Origin of the sequence: Shewanella fidelis ATCC BAA-318 (assembly GCF_000518605.1) — a bacterium.
Taxonomy (GTDB): domain Bacteria; phylum Pseudomonadota; class Gammaproteobacteria; order Enterobacterales; family Shewanellaceae; genus Shewanella; species Shewanella fidelis.
Genome location: NZ_JADX01000020.1, coordinates 50,845 through 71,268, shown reverse-complemented (window position 1 = coordinate 71,268; position 20,424 = coordinate 50,845). Strand labels below are relative to the sequence as shown.

The window sequence follows — 20,424 nt, the reverse complement described above, 5'->3', positions numbered from 1 at the left end:
TGTTTTATACAGTTTAGCAATCTGTTTTTGATATAACTTATAACCACTTCTCGCTCCATCAACCTAAAAGCAAAACATTAAAACTTCATTTCGATTTAACATTTTTGAAACATTTTAGTTGCACCATGAACAAAAAACATGCTATTTATTTGAAAACAAAATAACGAAAGGAGGTTGCCATGAATCGACTTGATTATGGTAGTGCGCTAGATAGTATTGTTGAAAAGCCAAGCCGCTCGAGAAGCTCCAGTAAAAAGCGGAAGTGGCGTGAAATTGAAGTATTAAAAGAGAAACACCGCCTACTTAAAGAACTCCAAGAAATGGATAACGGTTTTGACGGTGAGCTAGACAGCCTCCTGATGTAATAATGACATTATCGATAGAAAGAGCGCATATGCGCTCTTTTTGTTTGGTAAAATACACGCTAGCGATTTTATCTAGTCAGTGTCAGTGGTCGCTAAATATTCTCTCAGCTCTTCAAATAACACCGCGCCACTTTCAGCAAATAATGGGTCATCTATCAAGCGCTCATTGCACATAGAACTAACAGCATACCAGTCACTATCACTCATCGTATTACGCCATTTTGGAAAAATACTCGACTCCTCATATTCCATATGATTTCGTTGCAGCTGAACATAACTTTGTAGCTCGAGTACGAGTTGTTCTTTAGGCACAACTACATCATTTAAAATAAGGTTGAGGGTCGCCATTAGAGATGTAGAAGCATGGCTTAATGCTTCATGTTCAGCCAACAGTAAATCTGCACTTGAAGGCGATGAAAACTTACTTATGTAAAACTCAGAAATAATATCCTCTAGCGGATGATGGCTGTGCTCTGCATAGCTTTGCATATACTCGACAATGTCACGAACAACATTGTAATTAATCTGCTCACCAGCAGTTAGCTTATTACATTTGATTGATAAAATCGTAAGCAGTTTTGCTATATGCTTATGATCATGCATGAGTCTTGCTAGCATATTTTTCTCCACCTTTATTCTGACCCACTACCTTTTATATTAGTCAAGCGAACAAATAACACCCAACATAGCAAACAACTTAACCCACTATGAATGACATAGATCAAGCGAGTAAAAGTTATATACAGTCACTTAGCTCGATAAAATAACTACATGTAACAATTGACTACTAACAGTAACCATCTAAACCTGCCCATGGCATAATGCCTTATGACTCTAGAAAAGCAGGAACAATAGCAATGCAACAACCCCACTTCATTGGTGCCCATGTTAGCGCTTCAGGAGGAATAGCTAATGCGCCACTTAATGCTGCAACTATTGGCGCAAATGCTTTTGCTCTATTCACTAAAAATCAACGCCGTTGGCAAGCCAAAGATCTTGAAGCAGAGCAAATTGAACTATTCAGAATGCACTGCGATAAAGCAAATATTCCAATGGAAGCGATTTTGCCCCATGACAGCTACTTAATTAATCTAGGCCATCCCGATAAAGAGTTGCTCACAAAATCTCGACTTGCCTTCTTCGATGAAATAAAGCGCTGCGAACAGATAGGTTTACAATTATTAAACTTTCATCCAGGCAGCCACCTACGAAAGATTGCAATTGATGAATGTCTAGCCCGGATCAGTGAGTCAATAAACATGGCCTTAGATTGTAGCTCTAGTGTTACCGCCGTCATTGAAAACACCGCAGGTCAAGGTTCTAATCTTGGGCATAGTTTTGAGCAATTGGCGCAGATAATTGATGGTGTTGAAGATAAATCTCGGGTGGGAGTCTGTATCGATACCTGCCACCTTTTTGCAGCTGGTTACGATATAAGAACCGAAGAAACCTGTAATCACACTTTCAAGCTATTTGACCAAGTCGTTGGTAATCAATACTTAAAGGCTATGCATTTAAATGACAGTAAAACACCACTAAATAGCCGTGTTGACCGCCACCAATCGCTAGGCCAAGGTGAAATCGGCCAGCAAGCGTTTGCTAGTTTAATGAAGTTAGAGGTGATGCGAGGAATACCGTTAATTTTAGAAACAGTGCAACCAGAGCTTTGGCGCGACGAAATTAACTGGCTACGCTTTCTGGCAAAACAATAAATATGAAGTGAGTAAAGCAATTATTTGCGCCATATGCAGTGGCGCAATGTGACCTACAGAAACGAATACTCAAAGATAATGATTACATTAAGCACTTATAGATGACGGCAACAACCTTAGTTGGCTCACCAAGATCTGATTGTAACCAAACAATATGTGTGCCTTTAAGCTCTTCACCTTGCTTAATCGCACTCAGCTTCGCATCTGCTAACGCGTTTTCACCGCGGCCAAAACCTGTCACCATAGCAAAACTATCACAATGGGTAACTTCAAAGTCATAGGCTTCGTTTATTCGGTGGTAAAGCTCAACATCTTCAGTTGCGCAACCAGCCAAAAAGCTCAAACATAAAATCCCCACCACAAAACGAAACACAATAGCGACTCCAATTTAAAAACTGCCGCGCACGATATAGAAATTCCCCCTCACAAATAGTGATACTGATCACACTAAATCAGCTTTAGCTTTCACGTTTAGATACCTGTGTTAACAAAAGGCGTTAAACATCAAGAGTATGCAACCACACAAAAAATACACATGTATACTTAAATGAACCATCACAAATACACAACAAAAAAAAGGAAGCATTAACAGCTTCCTTTTCATTAACAATGGCTTTTATACCGCTAAAATCTTGAACAAATGTGTTTTCAATTGCTCGAAATCATCGTTGAGCTCAACAGACAAAATAGCTTTAGGTACAACTCGTGCAAGCTCATCAGGTAAAGCGAGCTCTATTTGCAAGATCTCCTCAACCACTTCATTAAACTTAGCTGGATGCGCTGTCGCTAAGAAGATGCCTTTTTCATCAGCTGACATAGTTTGTTTAAGCGCTAGTGCTGCAATTGCAGCATGAGGCTCAGATAAGTATCCTGCGCTATTCAATGCGGCTACAGAGTCACGAGTGTCGGCCTCTGTTACACCTAAACCAATAATCTCATCCAAAGACCAATTCATCGCCGCTACAATCGCTTCCACCCGCGGCCAATTACTTGGCTCAGATACATCCATTGCATTAGACATAGTTGCAACTGTCGGCTCAGGCAACCACTCGCCGTTACCCAAGTAGCGCGGAACCGTATCATTACTATTTGTTGCAGCAACAAAACGCTTAACCGGTAAGCCCATCGCTTTAGCAAAAAGACCTGCAGTGAGGTTACCAAAGTTACCGCTAGGTACCGCTATCACAGGATCACTATCATTTTGCTGTTTAAACTGAGCAACAGCTTCAAAGTAATAACAAATTTGCGCAAGAAGTCGACTGATATTAATTGAGTTTGCCGAGTTTAAATGCAAACCATCACGAATATCTAAATCTTCAAAAGATTGCTTCACTAGTGCTTGGCAAGCATCAAAGTCTGACTGCACGGCTACAGTGTGAATATTGTCACCTAAAGTGGTGAACATTTTCTCCTGCAGCACACTAATCTTACCTTTGGGATAAAGCACAACAACATTGATATTGTCGAGGCCGTAAAACGCATCTGCAACTGCAGCGCCAGTATCACCTGAGGTTGCAGTCAAAATATTAATCTTTTCCGACTGTGCTAACTCATTTAAACACTGGGCCATAAAGCGTGCGCCAAAGTCTTTAAAGGCCAATGTCGGCCCGTGGAATAACTCAAGGCTATAAAGGTTTTCATCGGCTTTTACCAATGGCAGCTCAAAATTAAATGCACGCTCTACTAATCTATCTACTGTATCTTGGCCAAGCTCTGAAGCTAGCCAAGCACCTAACACCTTTTTGCTTCTTTCAACAAACGGCAGTGCCAGTAAACTATCAATATCTTGTAACTGAGGGATCTGCTTTGGAAAAAACAATCCTCTATCTTTACCTAAACCTAGCTTTACCGCTTCAGTGAAGCTAACGACCTGCGATGGATGTTTTAGGTTATATAACTGCATGAACGACTTCCCTTAATTCTATTCTAAATCTTGTTCTATCAAGCTTGATCACGGTTAACCGAGAGTACGAGAGCCTTCGCTATCAATTCGGCAGATATGAGAGAAACCTTTGCCCTGCTCAACATAGTGGCGGTTTAACCATTGCTGTGCTTGCTTAGCGATAACCAGATCATCTGTGACGCTAAATAACGTTGGTCCACTACCAGAGATCCCTGTAGTGAGCATACCAAGCTGTTGTAATGCATCTTTTGCCGCTAAAAAGTTCGGGATCTCAGCGGCGCGATACGGCTCAGCTAGTACATCCTTTAGTACTGAAATCGCTAATTCAGCATCTTGCTTATAAGATGCGTGTACAAACGCGCTTAAATAACGGCCAAAATCAATAGTCGTTTGCTTATCAAACTTCTCAGGCATTAGTTGACGCATTCTCGCAGTTGATAACGAGATCCCCGGATAAGCAACAACCCAATACCACTGTTTGAATTCTGGAATAGCTTCACAAACAGACTGTGGCGTATCTAGCATCAATTGCATGCCACCTAAGTAACAGGGAGCTACATTATCGTAATGCACCGAGCCGCTGATCTTGCCCTCAAACTCCCCCATTAACCGCAGTAACTCTTGCTGGTTAAAAGGCTTGTCAAAGTACTCATTCAATGCCATTAAGGCTGCAACAACCGAACTTGCACTTGAACCAAGCCCACTACCTACAGGTAAGTTTTTCTCAAGTGTTAAAGCTAAGCCAGCTTGCCTATTTAAATGTGCTAGGAAGAACTCAGCACATTGATACACTATATTCTCTTGCGGGTTTTGTGGCAGCTTATCAGCCCAGTGACCCGCTAACGCTAATGATATTCCGCTGTCAGCCTCTGCGACTGTGACTCTATCGCCCAGCAAGCTACCATCAATTGGCGCAAGCGCTGCGCCAAGCAAATCAAAGCCGACTCCGACATTGCCCATTGATGCCGGGGCATAAATTGTTACGCTCATACACCCACCTCACGAGTCCAGTTCAGCGTTCTTAGAATATCAGCAAACGCACCTGCTGCTGTCACTTCTGTACCAGCACCATAGCCTCTTAATACAAACGGGATAGGCTGATAATAACGGCTATAGAAAGCAAGTGCGTTTTCACCACCTTTAACGCTATAAAGTGGATCAGTTGCATCAACTTCGGCAATGTTAACTTTACAACCTTGCTCATCAATTTGACCAACATAACGTAATACTTTCCCCGCAGCTCTAGCGGCTTCAACACGCTGAGCAATCTCCGCATCAAGCTTAGGTAGGTTTGCCATAAAGGCGTCGACATCACCCGATGCATCAAATGACGCAGGTAATACAGATTCCACTTGAATATCGCTAAGCTCCAATTCCATGCCGACTTCACGAGCAAGGATCAACACTTTACGCGCAACATCCATACCGCTTAAATCGTCACGGGGATCCGGTTCAGTAAAACACTTTTCTCTTGCGATTGATGTCGCCTCCGATAGCGTCATGCCTTCGTCTAACATGCCAAAGATATAAGAAAGACTACCAGATAAAATACCGTTAAAACGTAGCAGTTTGTCACCAGCAAACAGTAACTTTTTAAGGTTATCAATAACCGGCAAACCGGCACCAACTGTTGTTTCATACAGGAATTGACGACGCTGCTTAAGCGCCGTTTTTCGTAAATCTTGGTAGTAAGCCATATCACGCGTGTTGGCCTTTTTATTTGGCGTAACAACATGTAGTCCAGCGTTCATCACATCTAGGTACTTATTTGATACAAGTTCACTTGAAGTGCAATCTACCAACACAGGGTTAAGCAATTGCTGCTCTTTAGCCCACACTAACATGGCATCAAGATCTGCTGCTTGCTCACAATCTGCCAGTAACCCTTGCCAGTTAGCCAAATCAATTCCTTGCGCGTCCAGCAGCATTTTGCTCGAATTAACAATGCCACAAACACGAATGCTAATGTGTTGTTCTTTAAGCATGTCTCGCTGCTGTTTAATCTGCTCGAGTAGACCTGCACCAACGTTACCACTACCGACTAAAAACACATCTAGGTAGTGCTGTACATCGAAGAATGACTGGTGACATGCTGCTATTGCATGCTTAGTTTTACGTTGCTCGACAACTGCAGAGATAGAACGTTCTGACGAGCCCTGTGCAATCGCCACAATGTTGACTGTTGCTTGAGCCAAAGCTTGGAAGAATTTAGCTGCAACACCTTTGTGAGTCCGCATGCCATCACCAATTAACGACACAATCGCTAAGTTATGACGCGTCTCAATGGGTTCAAGAATGTCACTCTTAAGCTCAAGCTCGAATTCTTGCTCTAATGCATACTTTGCCCGTACCGCATCTTCTGTTGATACACAGAAGCTGATGCTGTACTCAGATGAACTTTGAGTGATTAAAGAAATCGATACACCTGAGCGTGATATAGCACCGAGTGTACGACTTGCCATACCCACCATGCCTTTCATACCAGGTCCTGACACGTCAAACATAGTTTGGTCATCAAGATTAGAAATAGCCTTTACGCTCAGGCCTGTTTCATCGGGCTGATCAGAGACTAAAGTGCCAACGGCTTCAGGGTTAAATGTATTACGGATATAACAAGGAATATGGTACTGCGCAATCGGTGCAACCGTTTTAGGGTGTAACACTTTAGCGCCAAAATAGGAAACTTCCATCGCTTCTTGATAGCTAAGTTGGGCTAACAACTTTGCATCGGCTACAACACGGGGATCGGTATTATAGACACCATCGACATCGGTCCAAATCTCGCAACAACGTGCCCCCAAGCAAGCAGATAACACAGCTGCAGAATAGTCTGAACCATTACGGCCTAAAGTCACAATATTGCCGTTAACGTCACCAGCTGTAAAACCTGGCATAACCCACACATCAGCAACAGATAAATCAAGTGCGTTAAATCGCAATTTACTTGCTTCAATATCAACAGCAGACTCAAGGCGAGGACCATATCCCACCAGCAAAGACTCAGGAAGTAAAATATCGGCGCTGTAGTTAAATGATTTGACCACTTCAACCATAAGCGCAGACGACAGCTTTTCACCACCAACAAGAATGCACGCTTCAACACTTTCAGGGCACTCTCCCAGCAAACTCATGCCTTCAAGCTTACTGTGCCAATCAGCTAATTGCTGTTGCAGCTTTGCACTTAACAGTTGATTCTGCTCTGAGGTTAAACTGCTTGCTGCTTCACCATATAAATCATTAAATACTCGCTCAACTTTAGCTAACACAGCGGCGTAATCACCACCGTTAACAGCAGCAGAAACCATTTCAATGAGCCCGTTAGTAACGGTTGCTGGCGCGGATAAAACTACGGCTGTCAGCTCTGATTTTACAGACTGACGAACAATGTCTGCAGCGCCTTGAAAACGCTGCCAATTGGCTAAAGATGTACCGCCAAACTTCATAACTTTCATTGTAAACTCCTTTTACCGCGCCCACTCAAGAAACAAAAAAGCCCGCTCCTTTAGGGGGAGCGGGCTTGATATTTTACTTATATCAGGTTGTGCTTAGCCCGCCCCCACGTTGGTAATCGTGGTGGTTGTAATAATGGTTGTGTTCATTAAAACGTGGCTAAACATAAAATCAGGTAATATCCAATTGGATTAATTTGTGTACTAACAGAATTGCCTTTTACACAGACGCTGTCAACCCCTAAATTTAACTAAATTGTTATTATTAAGCTTATTCGATAAAAAGGTAGCAAAAGTGTCATAAACTCTTGTTTATAAGCATTTACTGAGCAAATATATCATCAACTGTTGATTTACGTTAACGTAAACTAAAAGCAGGGTGGAGGCAATAACATTTAAAATCAAAATCTTACGCACAACCCAAGTGCGTATCACTGGTTATAAATAATGAAAACATGCTCTGGCACAATAAAACTAACCAACAGCATATTCTCAACAATTTTACTGAAATCTAATTAACAAGCTGTTATGAAAATACCATCAAAATAAAATGGCACTAAATATAGAAATAAGATCTATAAAGCATAAAACTTGTACAACTTAAGCATAATTCCCATAGATAAAGATGTGGCTTAGGTAGCATAAGTTAACTCATCCTATCGCCAATAACGTGAAAGCAGGCTAGAATGCGCGCAAATTTCCGATTGGAGCGAATATGAAAATCACCGAAAAATGTGCTGTTAGCATCCATTACCGATTATCAGATGCAAAAGGCCAGCTTGTAGAAAGTTCTTTTGAAGGCGAGCCAATGATCTATCTGCATGGTGCAGAAAATATGATCCCAGGTTTAGAAGCTGCTCTTGAAGGTAAAGTACAAGGTGACACCCTTGATGTAACTGTTGATGCAGAACAAGGCTACGGCCCATACCATGACGGCCTTCGTCAAGAAGTACCAATGTCTGCATTTGGCGACATCGAAGACATCGTTCCGGGCATGCGTTTTATTGCAGAGACCGAAATGGGCCAACGTCCAGTTCAAGTGACTGAAGTGAAAGATGATGTTGTCGTAGTTGATGGTAATCACCCATTAGCTGGCCAATCTTTAGTATTCCACGTTGAAGTACTAGAAGTACGTGCAGCGACTGAAGAAGAGATTGCTCACGGTCATATTCACGCACATGGCGGATGTGGTGGTCATGACCATTCTCACGGCGGTGGCTGCTGCGGTGGACACGATCATGGCAGCGAAGGCGGATGCTGTGGTGGTGAACATAAGCATGAAGGCGGATGCTGCAGTGACGACGAAGCTAAAGAAGCCAAAGAAGGCTGCGATGGTAACGGCGGCTGCGGTTGCAGACACTAACCTTAGCGCATCTACGCTAACCCGTTCAACTTACAAAACGGTTCAGCTCTAGCCTTACCACTCATCATTAAGTCGTAATGCTTTAGCATTAATTTAAGCCCGTTTCATTGTTATCAATGAAACGGGCTTTTTTATTCGCTACAGTGAATACAACTTGCCAACGGAAGCAAGCTGAAAATGGACGTCAACGTTTTTTGCAAAGGAACTGCAAATGTTAGCTAAACCTATATATGAAGCCTTGCCCTATAGTTATTTACTTGTTGGCGCTTTAGCCATCAGTAAACTCGACTCCGCCATTGCACAAGGTTTAGGTGTTTTACTGTTTTTGTTCGGCAGTCAAATATATGTTCTGCGTTCAGATAATCGTCGCACAGATCGCGCGAGTCGGCGAAAGAAAGGCATTATTCCACGCTTTCTATATGAGCGCATACCAGCCTTTTATTTACTGATTGGATTACTAACCTTAAAAATTGAGTCGACTTATAGCCCAGTTATTAGCTTAATAATCATCAGCTATGCGGCATATTTAGCACTTAGACGCAGTCAATACCGTAAACACAAGCTGGTACAAGTGGATCTCAATTCTTAGGACATGATCAGCTGCTTAATTGCGGTTCTCTGCTCTGTTGTCATGTGTTTAAGATAATTAGAACAACGTGTAATCGTTGCAATACTAATTTGATACTCATGGGCTATTTGCCGTTGGCTCATCTCACCTTGCAATAACATTTGAAATACTTTTAACCTACCAGCCACTGCACTGCGCTCTTCCTCAGTAAGCAGTAACTCAAACAGCACTGTTAAGCTGGAATGATCAGGCTGCAGTAATACCTTCTCCAATACTGAATCCCATTCTGCTCTCATAGTTCCTCACCTATTAACTTATTCACGTACTAGTGCGTCATTACAATCATTGTAACAACAAACCCGGAGCCGATACACTTTTGAATACCATTAGCTTTTGCTAAATATCACTCAATTGTAACTAAGCGTAACTATGATGAAAAACGAATGGTGCAGAATGGATAAAACTATATACAATAGACGCAATCAGTATCACATAACACAATAAAAACGTGAGAAATAACTATGAAAAAATCAGCTAAGATGAGCCTTATCGCACTAGCAGCAACAGCGACTTTCGCAACAAGTGTGTATGCTAACAACTTCAAAGAAGCAGAAGATGCAATCGAGTACCGCCAATCAGCATTTAGCATGATCGCTTATAACTTTGGCGACATGGGCGCTATGTTAAAAGGTAAAAAAGAATTTAACGCAGAAGTATTTGCTATGCGTGCCGAGAATGTAGCAGCTCTATCTAAGCTACCTCTAGAAGGTTTTATCGCTGGCTCAGACAAAGGTGATACCGAAGCGTTAGCAAAAGTGTGGGGCGATAAAGCAGACTTCGATGCAAAAATGAAAACCTTCCAAGAGAATGCAGCAGTGCTAGCTCAAGTAGCTGCAAAAGGTGATAAAAAAGAACTTAAAAAAGCTTTTGGCAATACAGGTAAAAGCTGTAAAGGTTGCCATGACGTATACAAGAAAGACTAATTAGTCTTTTTGTCGCATAAAAAAGCCTGTTTGATTAAACAGGCTTTTTTGTTTCAAGTCGGATAGTTACAGCATCTCAATGACTGGTAACATGAAATAATTCACCACCACAGAACCAATCACAATAGCGAGTACAATCGCTTTAACTACAGAGGCAAAAGCTAGCTCATCTGCATTGACAGCATCAGCCTTTGACTCTGGCAACTTCTTATAGCCACTAAACATAGCGCCAAGAATTTTATCTCCTTTAATCATATGCACTCCAACCGCTAATACGTGCACTGCCGCGAGGATTAATATCAAATCAAAATTCTTCTTATGCAACCAAGTCAGCCAGCTGGCTGTATCAGAACTAACTAGGCTATAAAGTGGGCCTTCAGTAAAAATCTCATCGGTGGCGAATAATCCGCTACCTAATTGCACACACACAAGGGTAATTAAAGTCACCACCATATAACCACCAACAGGGTTATGACCCAGCGATGTTGAAATCCCTTCGCGCTTTGTTTTTCCAAGGTAGTTTAAAACGGTTTTTGGTGAATGAACAAAATGGCTAAACTTTGCAGTGTCACTGCCAATAAATCCCCAAATCAGTCTGACACCGATCAGCACCATCAAGCCGTAAGCTAAAATTTGATGCCATTCCATTTCCCCGGCATCAGCGGTCCACCACAATCCTGCCAGCAAGCACAACATCCCCCAATGGAAAACACGCGTTGGAATATCCCACACTTTAACTTTGACTAGATTTTGTTCCATTTTTAGCCACTCTTAGTAATTAATTTTAGTTTGCGGCTACATTATAAGGCGGGAAATGAAGAAGAGCTATGGGGTTATTTACACTGCTGTTTTTATAGAAAATTGTAAAGTAGAAGCTACTTATCCAATCCAATATGACCTGATTATTTGGGCTTTTCAAGGAAATTCGTTCAGTTTTTGTCTATATTTGTCTAAGTGATCAAATAAAAAGCGAACGGTATAGAATTGCAAGTAAAACGTGATTTAGATCACGACTTTTGATCCTGAGATTGGTAGTCTGAATTCAAGGAAACAACAAAAGGTTCGACATATGATAAAGATTACTAGCAAGCATTTTGAAGTTACTGAATCTATCCGCGAACGCATTGAAGCCAGACTTGATAAGTTAGCCAGACACGATGTACAGCTAATTAATCCGCACGTTATTCTTGAACAGGAGAAGCAAGGTTTTAAAATTGAAGCTTCTGTCGGCATCCCAAGTGCCAAACTATTTGCCCAGGCGAAACACGACGACCTTTACGCAGCAATTAATGCAATGGGACAAAAGCTGGAGAAACAGCTAAATCGCCTGACTCATAAACCAGAAAGTCAACGTCACGCAGCACTTAAAAGAGAAGATGAAGCAATTGATGACGACTTTGATGACAATTTAGAGGAGGAATACGCAGCTTGATGTTATTGTTAAATTTACAACCAAAGCGCACCCTCGGGTGCGCTTTTTAATGCAAAAAACTCATTTAGGTTAAGTTTTAATTGACACTCAGGTCGCCCACCTTTAATTTTAATCCCATGAACAAAATCCATACTGTGTTTTTTACTTTCTTTTTTATATCTCCAGCCTAGGAGGCGGAATTTCGGTGTAAAAACGAAAGTGAAAATTCCAAAGCCTCCCACATGGGGGGCTTTTTTATGTCAAAAGGATTGCTGATAGCCGAGCTATAGCCCCTTTATAAGCTGTAATATGACTAACAATAAACATGAATACATATAGCGAGCACTATGTGTTCACAGAGCAACAGCTGATGACAAACACAACGATTTTAAGACTTATTTTAACACTTAGCGCGCAGAGACAGAGGCCAAGATGAACAAACCACAACCTTTAAATCACACCCGTGAACAGATCACCAGTCTCGACAATGAACTACTCGCGCTACTCGCAAGACGAAGAGAGTTAAGTTTAGATGTTGCTCGTAGTAAAGAAGTTGACGTCAGGCCTATTCGCGATACCACACGCGAGAAAGAGCTACTATCAAGACTCGTAAAACAAGGCCGTGAACAAGGGCTAGATGCTCACTATGTGATCTCCTTGTATCAGAGCATTATTGAAGACTCAGTACTTAACCAGCAGGCCTACCTGCATGGTCGCGCCAATCCAGAAACCCAGAAACAACAATACTGTATCGCTTACCTCGGCGCTCGAGGCTCCTACTCGTATTTGGCGGCAACACGCTATTGCGACAGACGCCAAGTTGAAATGCAAGATTTAGGTTGCCAAAGTTTTGATGAAATTGTTCAAGCTGTAGAGTCCGGCCATGCAGACTATGGTTTTTTACCTATTGAAAATACCTCTTCCGGCTCAATCAACGAGGTTTACGATGTACTGCAACACACCAGCCTTGCTATTGTCGGCGAAACGACTATCGAAGTCGGCCACTGCTTATTAGCGAATAGCGGCAGCACTATCAACGACATTAAAACCGTATATGCGCATCCGCAACCAATCAGCCAATGCAGCCGCTACTTAAGTCAGCATGGTCACTTCAAATTGGAGTATTGTTCAAGTAGTGCGGAGGCAATGGAAAAAGTTTGTAACGCTAATGACAATAGTGTTGCGGCGATTGGCAGCGCTGAAGGTGGTGCGCTATACCAGCTGGAAGCAATCGAGTCTGGACTTGCCAATCAAAAGATTAACCAAAGTCGGTTTATTGTAGTTGCTAGAAAAGCAGTTGAAGTGCCCTCACAACTGCCTGCTAAATGTACACTAATTATGGCGACAGGACAGAAGCCGGGTGCACTGGTTGAAGCCCTATTAGTGCTAAAGGCGCGTAATCTAAATATGAGCAAATTAGAGTCTCGCCCAATTCCAGGAACCCCATGGGAAGAGATGTTCTACCTTGATATTGATGCCAACCTTGCCAGCGAGCCAATGCAAGCGGCACTTAAAGAGCTAGAAAAAACCACTCGCTTTATAAAGGTATTAGGGTGCTACCCATGCGAAACGGTTAAACCGACTCAATTAAGCAGTAGCCAATTAATGATTGAGCCTAGTACTTCAAAAGCCACAACCGTACCAGCAACAGCACAAACAAAACAGCAGCGCGTTAGTAAACAATATAAAGCGGAACCAAGCCAAGTGCTATCAGGCCAACTTTGCTTAGGTGCAGGTCAGATTGGTGCCTTATCGCAAGTTCAGCTCCCCATTGAACTAACTCAGTTTGAACAGATGGCAAAATCACTCAAAGAGTCTGGATTTCAAGCTGTTGTGCTTCAAGGGCTAAGCCAACAAAGTGATCTGATAAACTCTATTAATCACTTTAAAAATGCACTGGCTCAATTTGATCTTGTTTGCATTTTAGCCATTGAACATGAAACAGACTTGACCATAGCGACGCAGTTCGCCGACATGGTAATGCTTTCAGGTAATTTAATGTATAACCAAGCGATTTTGACACAGCTAGGTTCGCTACTTATTCCTGTCATCTTAGAACGCAACGCCATGGCAAGTGTTGATGATTTACTCAATGCCGCGGAAGAGGTACTCAGCCAAGGCAACCAACAACTCGCTTTGTGTGAGTCTGGCGTAACGACGTTAAATAACTCTGGTAAGCCATCATTAGATCTAGCGGCTTTAGTTGAACTCAAAGCCTTGAGTCATCTGCCTGTCGTTGTTAATCCAAGTTATGCCATTGATGCAGAACAATTACCAACCTTTGCTAGGGCAATTAAGCAACTAAAAGGTGATGGTATAATGATGAACCTAAGCGCGATCGAATCAACGACTCAAGCTCAATCTGATGAGTTAGTTAAAACGGTTCTGAGTAATTTGTATCACTAACAAGACTGCATCCATTACTGTAAGAACAACTTAACTGTGGCGCTGAGCTTCTTGCTCGGCGTTACTTTTATCGATCAAACTTGGAATGGTAGTGCCTTGGACGAGTATCGAGAATACCACCACTGCGTACGTCATCACCATTAACAGCTCTCGTAGGTCAATGCTACTGCCTGTGATAATCACCACCCCAGTTGGCAAACTCATCGCCATCGCCAGCGCTAGCCCGCCTCGTAGTCCCCCCCAGACTAATATTTTTTCAGCATACGAGTTATAGTGCCTAAAGCGCCTAAACCCGATATAGGGCAAGTAAATACTCACCGTTCGCCCTATAAGCACTATTGGCACAGCCGACAACATGAACCACCATAACTCTGCATCAAAGTGAATCAACAGCAGCAATAATCCAAGTAACAAAAACAGTAGTGAGTTAAAGAATGATTCGATTAATAACCAGAAACTATCTAAGTGCTGCCATTCATGTTGCTCTAGCAGCTTAGGCACACTGACATTACCGATTATTATCCCAGAAGCCACCATGGCTAAGGGACCAGATACTCCAAGCATATCTGCACCAACATAGCCTGCACTTGGTACGAGCAAGGTCATTAATAAATACTGAGTCCGCTCTTCAGAGAAATGTAGCATACCATGCAAGATTGCCGCTAAAACACCACCGTATAGCAGCCCGCCTAAGGCTTCACGAATAAAAAGCCCACTAACACCAGCCACGGTCAATGGCTCTGTTGAAAAAGCCACTTGTGAAATAGCAACAAAGATCACTAGACCTATGCCGTCATTAAATAACGACTCGCCTTCAACTTGAATAGCAATATCTTCTGGTGCACCTAGCTGTTTAATTATGGCGAGCACTGCAATTGGATCGGTAGGTGAAATCAGTGCGCCAAACAGCAAGCAATAACTAAAATCAAGCTGCAGTGTTAATAGCCCTGACAATAGATGTAACAATCCACCAATAATAAGCGTAGAGAGCAAGGTCCCAACAAAAGCCAGTACAAAGATCTCCCAGCGCTGTTGTTTGAGAACATTCAATTTTATTTGTAGCGCACCAGCAAATAATAAAAAGCCCAACATGCCATTCAGCAGTAAGGCTTTAAAATCTAACTGCTCGAGATCGGTCACCAAAGTCGAGTAGAGTTCGACCCCAAAAAGCTTACCGGCGATCAAAATAACTAAACTCAAAGCTAAAGCTAATGCGGTAATAGTGATCGTTTGTTGCCAGCGATGCAGTCGTGAGGAGATTAACGAGATCACTAAAGACAGTGCAGATAGTAGACAAAGAATTTCGTAGCTGGTCACAGGCAGTTCTCAGTTAGGTGTAATATTGGGGCAGGTAAGTTAAATGTTGCTACCTTCTATGAGACTAAGCCAGCCTTTAAAAATACGCCCAATAAACCAGAGCGAAGCAGCTAAATACAAAGTTGTGCTGAGCCATGGGATATTAACTAGGTAACCTGCAGACAAAACTAAAAAGAAGCCAATAATAGACCAACGCTGCCAACGTAAATGTTGAACAATAAAACGACTTGACTGGGTTTGAGGCTGATAAAGGTTAATGAGTAGGCTGAGTGCTACCGGGATCAAAAAAAGCGGGAAGCACGCCATTAAGCCATATAAAAGGTGAGCGAGACTCTTATCTTCTAACGCTAACGGTTGGGAATGTAATGTTGATGCCATGCGCCACTCCATTGAGAATTATAAAGGCTAAAACAGGCGCAAATCCTTCATGGCCTGTTATTAACCTTACTTTCTCAATCTAAGTTACGCAACTTTACAACCTGATTTATTTCGAATTAATCCTAGGATTAAGCGGATCAGCAGGATTAAAGCTCTAAAGTCACATCTGACGTTAGTTTGCTCGAACACGCCAATACATATCCAGCCGCAATCTCTTCTGCGGTTAATGTCATCTGACTAGATGAGTCTACTTTCCCCTCAACCACTTTGCACTTACATGCACCGCACACACCAGAGCGACAAGCGGCAATAATAGGCAAACCTTCAGCTTCTATACCGTCAAGCAGCGTTTGCTCAGAAGACAATACGCGGCGCTTGTCGCCAATGCTCAACATAAAACCACTCGTATCTGCTAAATCGCTTTGATGCTGCTCATTATCAGACTCAAGCTCAGCTTTATCAGCGTTAACACTAGCAAAGCTTTCTTGGTGAAATTGTGACATATCAAAATCAAGCGATTGTAGCAGGGTCTTAACCGCATTCATGTAGGGTTCTGGGCCACAAACAAAGACTGTACGCGCTTTAAAATCGGGCACTAGACGCGCAAGATTTTCTGCATTTAAACGCCCAGCTTGTTTGTCAGTATACTTAGCGCTTGTTCCAATATTACCGAATATACCAAGTTCTTCTAAAATGTAGTTGAGCTTAAAATCAGCACTACGCTCAGCCATTTGCGCAATGGCAGTTTCAAAAATCAGATCTTTATTAGACTTAGCGCTGTGCAAAAAGCTTATATCTGGCGCCATTTCTGTGTCACTAAGCCAGCGTGACATTGAGTACATTGGGGTAATGCCGCAGCCAGCGCTGAGAAACAGATACTTATTCGCAGGAATGTCGACTAAGTTAAATGCTCCCGCGGGTCCTAACGCTGTTACAACATCGCCAACTTGAAGATGCTCAGCTAAATAATTAGAAACCTTGCCACCCGCTATGCGCTTAACAGTGAGTACAATTGAATAAGGCCTAGATGGGGAAGAGCTAATCGTATAACTGCGCGCAACGGTTTCACTGTTAATATCCAGCAGCAGCGTTAGAAACTGACCTGGTTTAAAATGGAACTTAACTGGTTGCGCTCCCTGAAAGCGGAAGCTAATGACATCATGGGTTTCATGCCACTTTTCCACACATACTAATTGATGTTCACCAGACTGCCACTGCTGAGCAGAAAATGGCGCAAGTTGTGAAACTTGATTATTGACTGCAATATTCACGCTATACCTACCTTCCCACCTTAAGTGAGTAAATTTTAAAGCTAAAAAATGGCCACACGCAGGTGACCATTTTTGACAGATTTATCACCAAATTAATTAATGCTACGCGACGTTAAGTACGCGATTTAAATCAGCTTCAACTGTGGTGGTATTACGTAGGCCAAACTTCTCTTCTAGCACATTAGCAAGATTTGCAGTCAAAAATGCTGGTGCTGTTGGGCCTGTCATAATGTTCTTCACGCCTAGCGATAATAAGGTCAACAACACCACAATCGCTTTTTGTTCAAACCAAGACAGTACTAGGGTTAACGGTAACTCATTGATGTCACATTCAAAGGCTTCTGAAAGTGCAATTGCAAGCTGTATAGCTGAATACGCGTCGTTACATTGACCAATATCCAATAAGCGAGGAATACCATTGATGTCACCAAACTCAAGTTTGTTGAACTTGTATTTACCACAACCTAACGTCAGAATAAGTGAGTCAGCTGGTGCTTGAGTCGCGATATCAGTGAAGTAACCACGCTCTTGTTTATCACCATCACAGCCACCGACTAAAAAGAAATGCTTAATTGCACCACTTTTAACATTCTCAATTACAGTCGGCGCTGCTGCCATTAACGCATTTCTAGCAAAACCTATGGTGATCAAATGGGGGATTTCATCATAGATAAAGCCATCAAGCGACTTAGCTTTTGCAATCACTTCACTAAAATCATCACCAATAATATGGGTAACACCAGGCCAGCCTACAATGCTACGCGTGAAGATCCTATCTGAGTAGTCGCCAACATTTGGGTCAATAATACAGTTAGACGTCATCACGACTGCACCGGGGAAGGTGGCAAATTCTTTTTGTTGGTTTTGCCATGCGCTACCATAGTTGCCCACTAGATGTGGGTACTTTTTAAGGCCTGGGTATGCCAATGCTGGCAGCATTTCACCATGTGTATAAACATTAATGCCTTTACCTTGGGTTTGCTCAAGAATTAACTCAAGGTCTTTCATGTCATGACCCGACACCAAAATCGCCTTACCTTTTACAGACTTCGTATTCACTTGAGTCGGCTCTGGGTGGCCAAATGCGTGAGTTTCACCTTTATCGAGCATGGCCATTACACGGTAGTTAAGCTGGCCAATCTGCATTGCAGTATTAAACAATTTGTCAGCATCAACCGAGTCTTCAGCTAAAAACGCCATGATCTGATGGAATTCACCAGCCACTTCATCACTTGTTTGCTCTAGTACACGCGCATGCTCCATATAAGCGGCCGCGCCTTTAAGGCCATATAAGCAAAGTAGGCGTAAGCCCATGATATCTTCATGAACTTCATCTTTTCCGCGGTTAGGCACTGCTTGCAACGCTTGCGATAACATTTCAGGTTTAGTCGCGCCCAATACCAACTGCATTGGTGCATTCATTGGCTTAGCTTGAATATTAAGTTCGCTACATTTAGCTTCATAAGCTGATTTTAAGCGATTACGGAAAGCTTCAGCTTGAGTGGTATAAGCAATGATACGCTCATCATCGAAGTTAACATTGGTTAGTGTCGCGAAAAATGCCTTTGGTACAAAGGTATCAATCTCATGATCGATAATCCCCACTTCACGTGCTAAAGCAGCATATGAAGACACACCTTGCAGAATATAGATAAGAAGATCTTGTAAGTCCGAAGTATCTGAAGACTTACCACACATACCTTGAGAATAACTACAGCCGTTACCTGCAGGTGTTCTAATTGTTTGCTCACATTGAATACAAAACACGACACTAACTCCTATATTTTAATCATGCATATTATTTACATGTTTTAAGATTAGTGTACGCCTATTGAAAATTTGCAAAAGGACTTTCTAAGATTAAAGGCTCAAACTATGAAAGAGATCACTTTTAGCTTTCACTAATAAAAGCAGGAGGCGCTTAGGTGAATACAAATAAAAACTAATATTTTCAGTAGGTAATAAATATAGGTGCTAAGCAGAATTAGCAATATAGCCTTAGAGTAAAACTAAGTAGGGTACTGATAACCATTATCAACAGTAGCCAGATTGCAACAGCCAAATACAAAAAAGGCGCCTAAGCGCCTTTTTCAAATCTACTCATTCATGCTAAAAGCCAGTGCTAATAATCAGCCCTTAAGATGCCAGTTAACCGGTTTTCATATCATTAACTGACTGCAACATCGCCCTACTCTCTCGTTGAAACTGTGGTGCAAAATCACCAAACCAACGTGAAACTTCGGCAAACTGTTCAATAAACGCATCGCGGTTACCTGACTTCAACATAGATAATGCTTGTGAGTAATTATCTAGGTAGTCGCCAATAGCCACTAGGCTTTCTTCTTGAGCGAAAATAATATCAGCATATAACTCAGGGCTTTGAGCAAATAAACGTCCCACCATAGCCAGTTCTAAGCGGTAAATTGGCGAACTGAACTGCAACAGAGATGCGATATCTGCCTCCTCTTTGTATAGGTTTAACCCATAAACAAATGAGGAAAAGTGTCGCATAGCCTGTACTAGTTGCATCGCTTTATCGTGCTTACTTGGCTCGGCTTCAACAATACGTGCACCCCAGATCTGGATTTGTTCAATCAACCATTGATAAGCATCAGCATCTCGACCATGACACACCACTACGACTTGCTTAGCAAGACTGCCCACATCGGGGCCAAACATAGGATGCAAACCAAGCACAGGGCCTGAATGTGCTGCCAGCATCGCCTCCACTGGTGCACCTTTAATCGAGGTAAGATCCGCTAAAATACAATTTGCAGGCAAGTTAGTTAATTTTTCAGCGATCAACTCACAGGTGATATTGATAGGTACTGTTACTATTACCAAACCTGCGCCCTCAAAAATACTCTCGCTATTGACCCAATCGTCTTTATCAAGGGTTTTAACTTGGTAGCCCGACAAGGTTAGCATTTGCGAGAATAAGCCGCCTAGCTTACCTTCACCGCCCACTATCACTACATGCCCCAAATCGGCTTTAACTTGCTTAAAGCCCACATCCTTCTCATTAAGATACGACTCACGCATCAATCTACGCAAAATGTCTTCTATCAGTTGCGGCGCAATATTCATTTGTTTAGCTTCAGCCCGACGCTTAGCCAGCATATTGGCCTCTCGTTGAGGCGCGTAAATAGGTAAACCTGCACCATGTTTTACCGCGCCAACTTGGGCGACTAAATCGAGACGTTTTCTCAGTAAGTGCAAAAGCTGCTGGTCTACGCCATCAATCAAACCACGAAGGTTTTCTAGCTCTGCTGTAGTCTTCTCATTCATCAATCTTTCT

19 protein-coding genes and 1 other annotated feature are annotated in these 20,424 nt (G+C 42.3%); of the genes, 7 read left to right on the top strand and 12 right to left on the bottom strand.

Annotated features, from left to right (window positions below; translation table 11 throughout):
• Window positions 1-179: 179 nt before the first annotated feature.
• Entirely contained in the window at window positions 180-365 is a 186-nt protein-coding gene (locus L884_RS0110710; RefSeq protein ID WP_028767509.1) for a DUF3545 family protein, read from the top strand.
• A 72-nt stretch (window positions 366-437) separates the two neighbouring features.
• Here the strand turns inward: L884_RS0110710 and L884_RS0110705 are convergent, their stop codons facing one another.
• Window positions 438-983 (bottom strand): hemerythrin domain-containing protein, encoded by a 546-nt coding sequence (locus tag L884_RS0110705; protein ID WP_028767508.1) that lies wholly within the window; start codon window positions 981-983, stop codon window positions 438-440.
• A 239-nt stretch (window positions 984-1,222) separates the two neighbouring features.
• Here L884_RS0110705 and nfo point away from each other — a divergent pair, with 239 nt between their 5' ends.
• Window positions 1,223-2,077, top strand: coding sequence for a deoxyribonuclease IV (gene nfo / locus L884_RS0110700; protein ID WP_028767507.1), 855 nt, complete (start codon window positions 1,223-1,225; stop codon window positions 2,075-2,077).
• Window positions 2,078-2,159: 82 nt separating this feature from the next.
• On the opposite strand, the gene L884_RS0110695 is transcribed toward nfo, so the two are convergent.
• The 4 genes from L884_RS0110695 to thrA all read right to left on the bottom strand — a co-directional run bounded on the left by L884_RS0110695 (window position 2,160) and on the right by thrA (window position 7,432).
• Complete coding sequence (locus L884_RS0110695; protein WP_028767506.1) at window positions 2,160-2,450, bottom strand: hypothetical protein; 291 nt, start codon at window positions 2,448-2,450, stop codon at window positions 2,160-2,162.
• 243 nt (window positions 2,451-2,693) lie between these two features.
• The gene (thrC, locus tag L884_RS0110690; protein WP_028767505.1) at window positions 2,694-3,980 is read right to left on the bottom strand and encodes a threonine synthase; all 1,287 of its coding nucleotides are present in this window, start codon (window positions 3,978-3,980) and stop codon (window positions 2,694-2,696) included.
• Window positions 3,981-4,034: 54 nt separating this feature from the next.
• Window positions 4,035-4,970 carry a homoserine kinase gene (thrB, locus tag L884_RS0110685; protein ID WP_028767504.1) on the bottom strand — a complete coding sequence of 312 codons (936 nt, stop codon included), beginning with the start codon at window positions 4,968-4,970 and terminating at the stop codon, window positions 4,035-4,037.
• Window positions 4,967-7,432, bottom strand: coding sequence for a bifunctional aspartate kinase/homoserine dehydrogenase I (gene thrA / locus L884_RS0110680; RefSeq protein WP_028767503.1), 2,466 nt, complete (start codon window positions 7,430-7,432; stop codon window positions 4,967-4,969). The genes thrB and thrA overlap by 4 nt, the downstream gene beginning before the upstream one ends.
• A 712-nt stretch (window positions 7,433-8,144) precedes the next feature.
• On the opposite strand from thrA, the gene L884_RS0110675 reads away from it, so the two are divergent.
• Together L884_RS0110675 and L884_RS0110670 are read left to right on the top strand one after the other, a co-directional pair.
• Entirely contained in the window at window positions 8,145-8,792 is a 648-nt protein-coding gene (locus L884_RS0110675; protein WP_028767502.1) for an FKBP-type peptidyl-prolyl cis-trans isomerase, read from the top strand.
• 211 nt (window positions 8,793-9,003) lie between these two features.
• The gene (locus L884_RS0110670; protein WP_028767501.1) at window positions 9,004-9,381 is read left to right on the top strand and encodes a hypothetical protein; all 378 of its coding nucleotides are present in this window, start codon (window positions 9,004-9,006) and stop codon (window positions 9,379-9,381) included.
• Here L884_RS0110670 and trpR read toward each other — a convergent pair.
• A complete protein-coding gene (gene trpR, locus L884_RS0110665; protein WP_028767500.1) occupies window positions 9,378-9,656 on the bottom strand; it encodes a trp operon repressor in 279 nt (92 codons plus the stop codon). The two genes, L884_RS0110670 and trpR, sit on opposite strands and share 4 nt — an antisense overlap.
• Window positions 9,657-9,899: 243 nt before the next feature.
• On the opposite strand from trpR, the gene L884_RS0110660 reads away from it, so the two are divergent.
• The gene (locus tag L884_RS0110660; protein ID WP_037410802.1) at window positions 9,900-10,343 is read left to right on the top strand and encodes a c-type cytochrome; all 444 of its coding nucleotides are present in this window, start codon (window positions 9,900-9,902) and stop codon (window positions 10,341-10,343) included.
• A gap of 66 nt (window positions 10,344-10,409) precedes the next feature.
• Here L884_RS0110660 and L884_RS0110655 read toward each other — a convergent pair whose 3' ends face one another.
• Entirely contained in the window at window positions 10,410-11,102 is a 693-nt protein-coding gene (locus L884_RS0110655; protein ID WP_028767498.1) for a cytochrome b/b6 domain-containing protein, read from the bottom strand.
• A 310-nt stretch (window positions 11,103-11,412) separates the two neighbouring features.
• Between L884_RS0110655 and hpf the strand changes: the two genes are divergently transcribed.
• Together hpf and L884_RS0110640 are read left to right on the top strand one after the other, a co-directional pair.
• Window positions 11,413-11,775, top strand: coding sequence for a ribosome hibernation-promoting factor, HPF/YfiA family (gene hpf / locus L884_RS0110650; RefSeq protein ID WP_028767497.1), 363 nt, complete (start codon window positions 11,413-11,415; stop codon window positions 11,773-11,775).
• A 121-nt stretch (window positions 11,776-11,896) separates the two neighbouring features.
• Window positions 11,897-12,014 (top strand) — a sequence feature (Phe leader region).
• A gap of 172 nt (window positions 12,015-12,186) precedes the next feature.
• A complete protein-coding gene (locus tag L884_RS0110640; protein ID WP_028767496.1) occupies window positions 12,187-14,160 on the top strand; it encodes a chorismate mutase in 1,974 nt (657 codons plus the stop codon).
• A 30-nt stretch (window positions 14,161-14,190) separates the two neighbouring features.
• On the opposite strand, the gene L884_RS0110635 is transcribed toward L884_RS0110640, so the two are convergent.
• From L884_RS0110635 to tyrA, 5 genes are all read right to left on the bottom strand, one after another.
• Window positions 14,191-15,477, bottom strand: a complete 1,287-nt coding sequence (locus L884_RS0110635) for a cation:proton antiporter (RefSeq protein WP_028767495.1) — start codon at window positions 15,475-15,477, stop codon at window positions 14,191-14,193.
• A 39-nt stretch (window positions 15,478-15,516) separates the two neighbouring features.
• Window positions 15,517-15,855 (bottom strand): hypothetical protein, encoded by a 339-nt coding sequence (locus L884_RS0110630; protein ID WP_028767494.1) that lies wholly within the window; start codon window positions 15,853-15,855, stop codon window positions 15,517-15,519.
• Between the two features lie 146 nt (window positions 15,856-16,001).
• On the bottom strand, window positions 16,002-17,126 hold the full coding sequence (locus L884_RS0110625; protein WP_028767493.1) for an FAD-binding oxidoreductase: 1,125 nt from the start codon (window positions 17,124-17,126) through the stop codon (window positions 16,002-16,004).
• 102 nt (window positions 17,127-17,228) lie between these two features.
• Window positions 17,229-18,893, bottom strand: coding sequence for a hydroxylamine reductase (gene hcp, locus L884_RS0110620; RefSeq protein ID WP_028767492.1), 1,665 nt, complete (start codon window positions 18,891-18,893; stop codon window positions 17,229-17,231).
• A 381-nt stretch (window positions 18,894-19,274) separates the two neighbouring features.
• Window positions 19,275-20,414, bottom strand: coding sequence for a bifunctional chorismate mutase/prephenate dehydrogenase (tyrA, locus tag L884_RS0110615; RefSeq protein ID WP_028767491.1), 1,140 nt, complete (start codon window positions 20,412-20,414; stop codon window positions 19,275-19,277).
• Window positions 20,415-20,424: the final 10 nt, after the last annotated feature.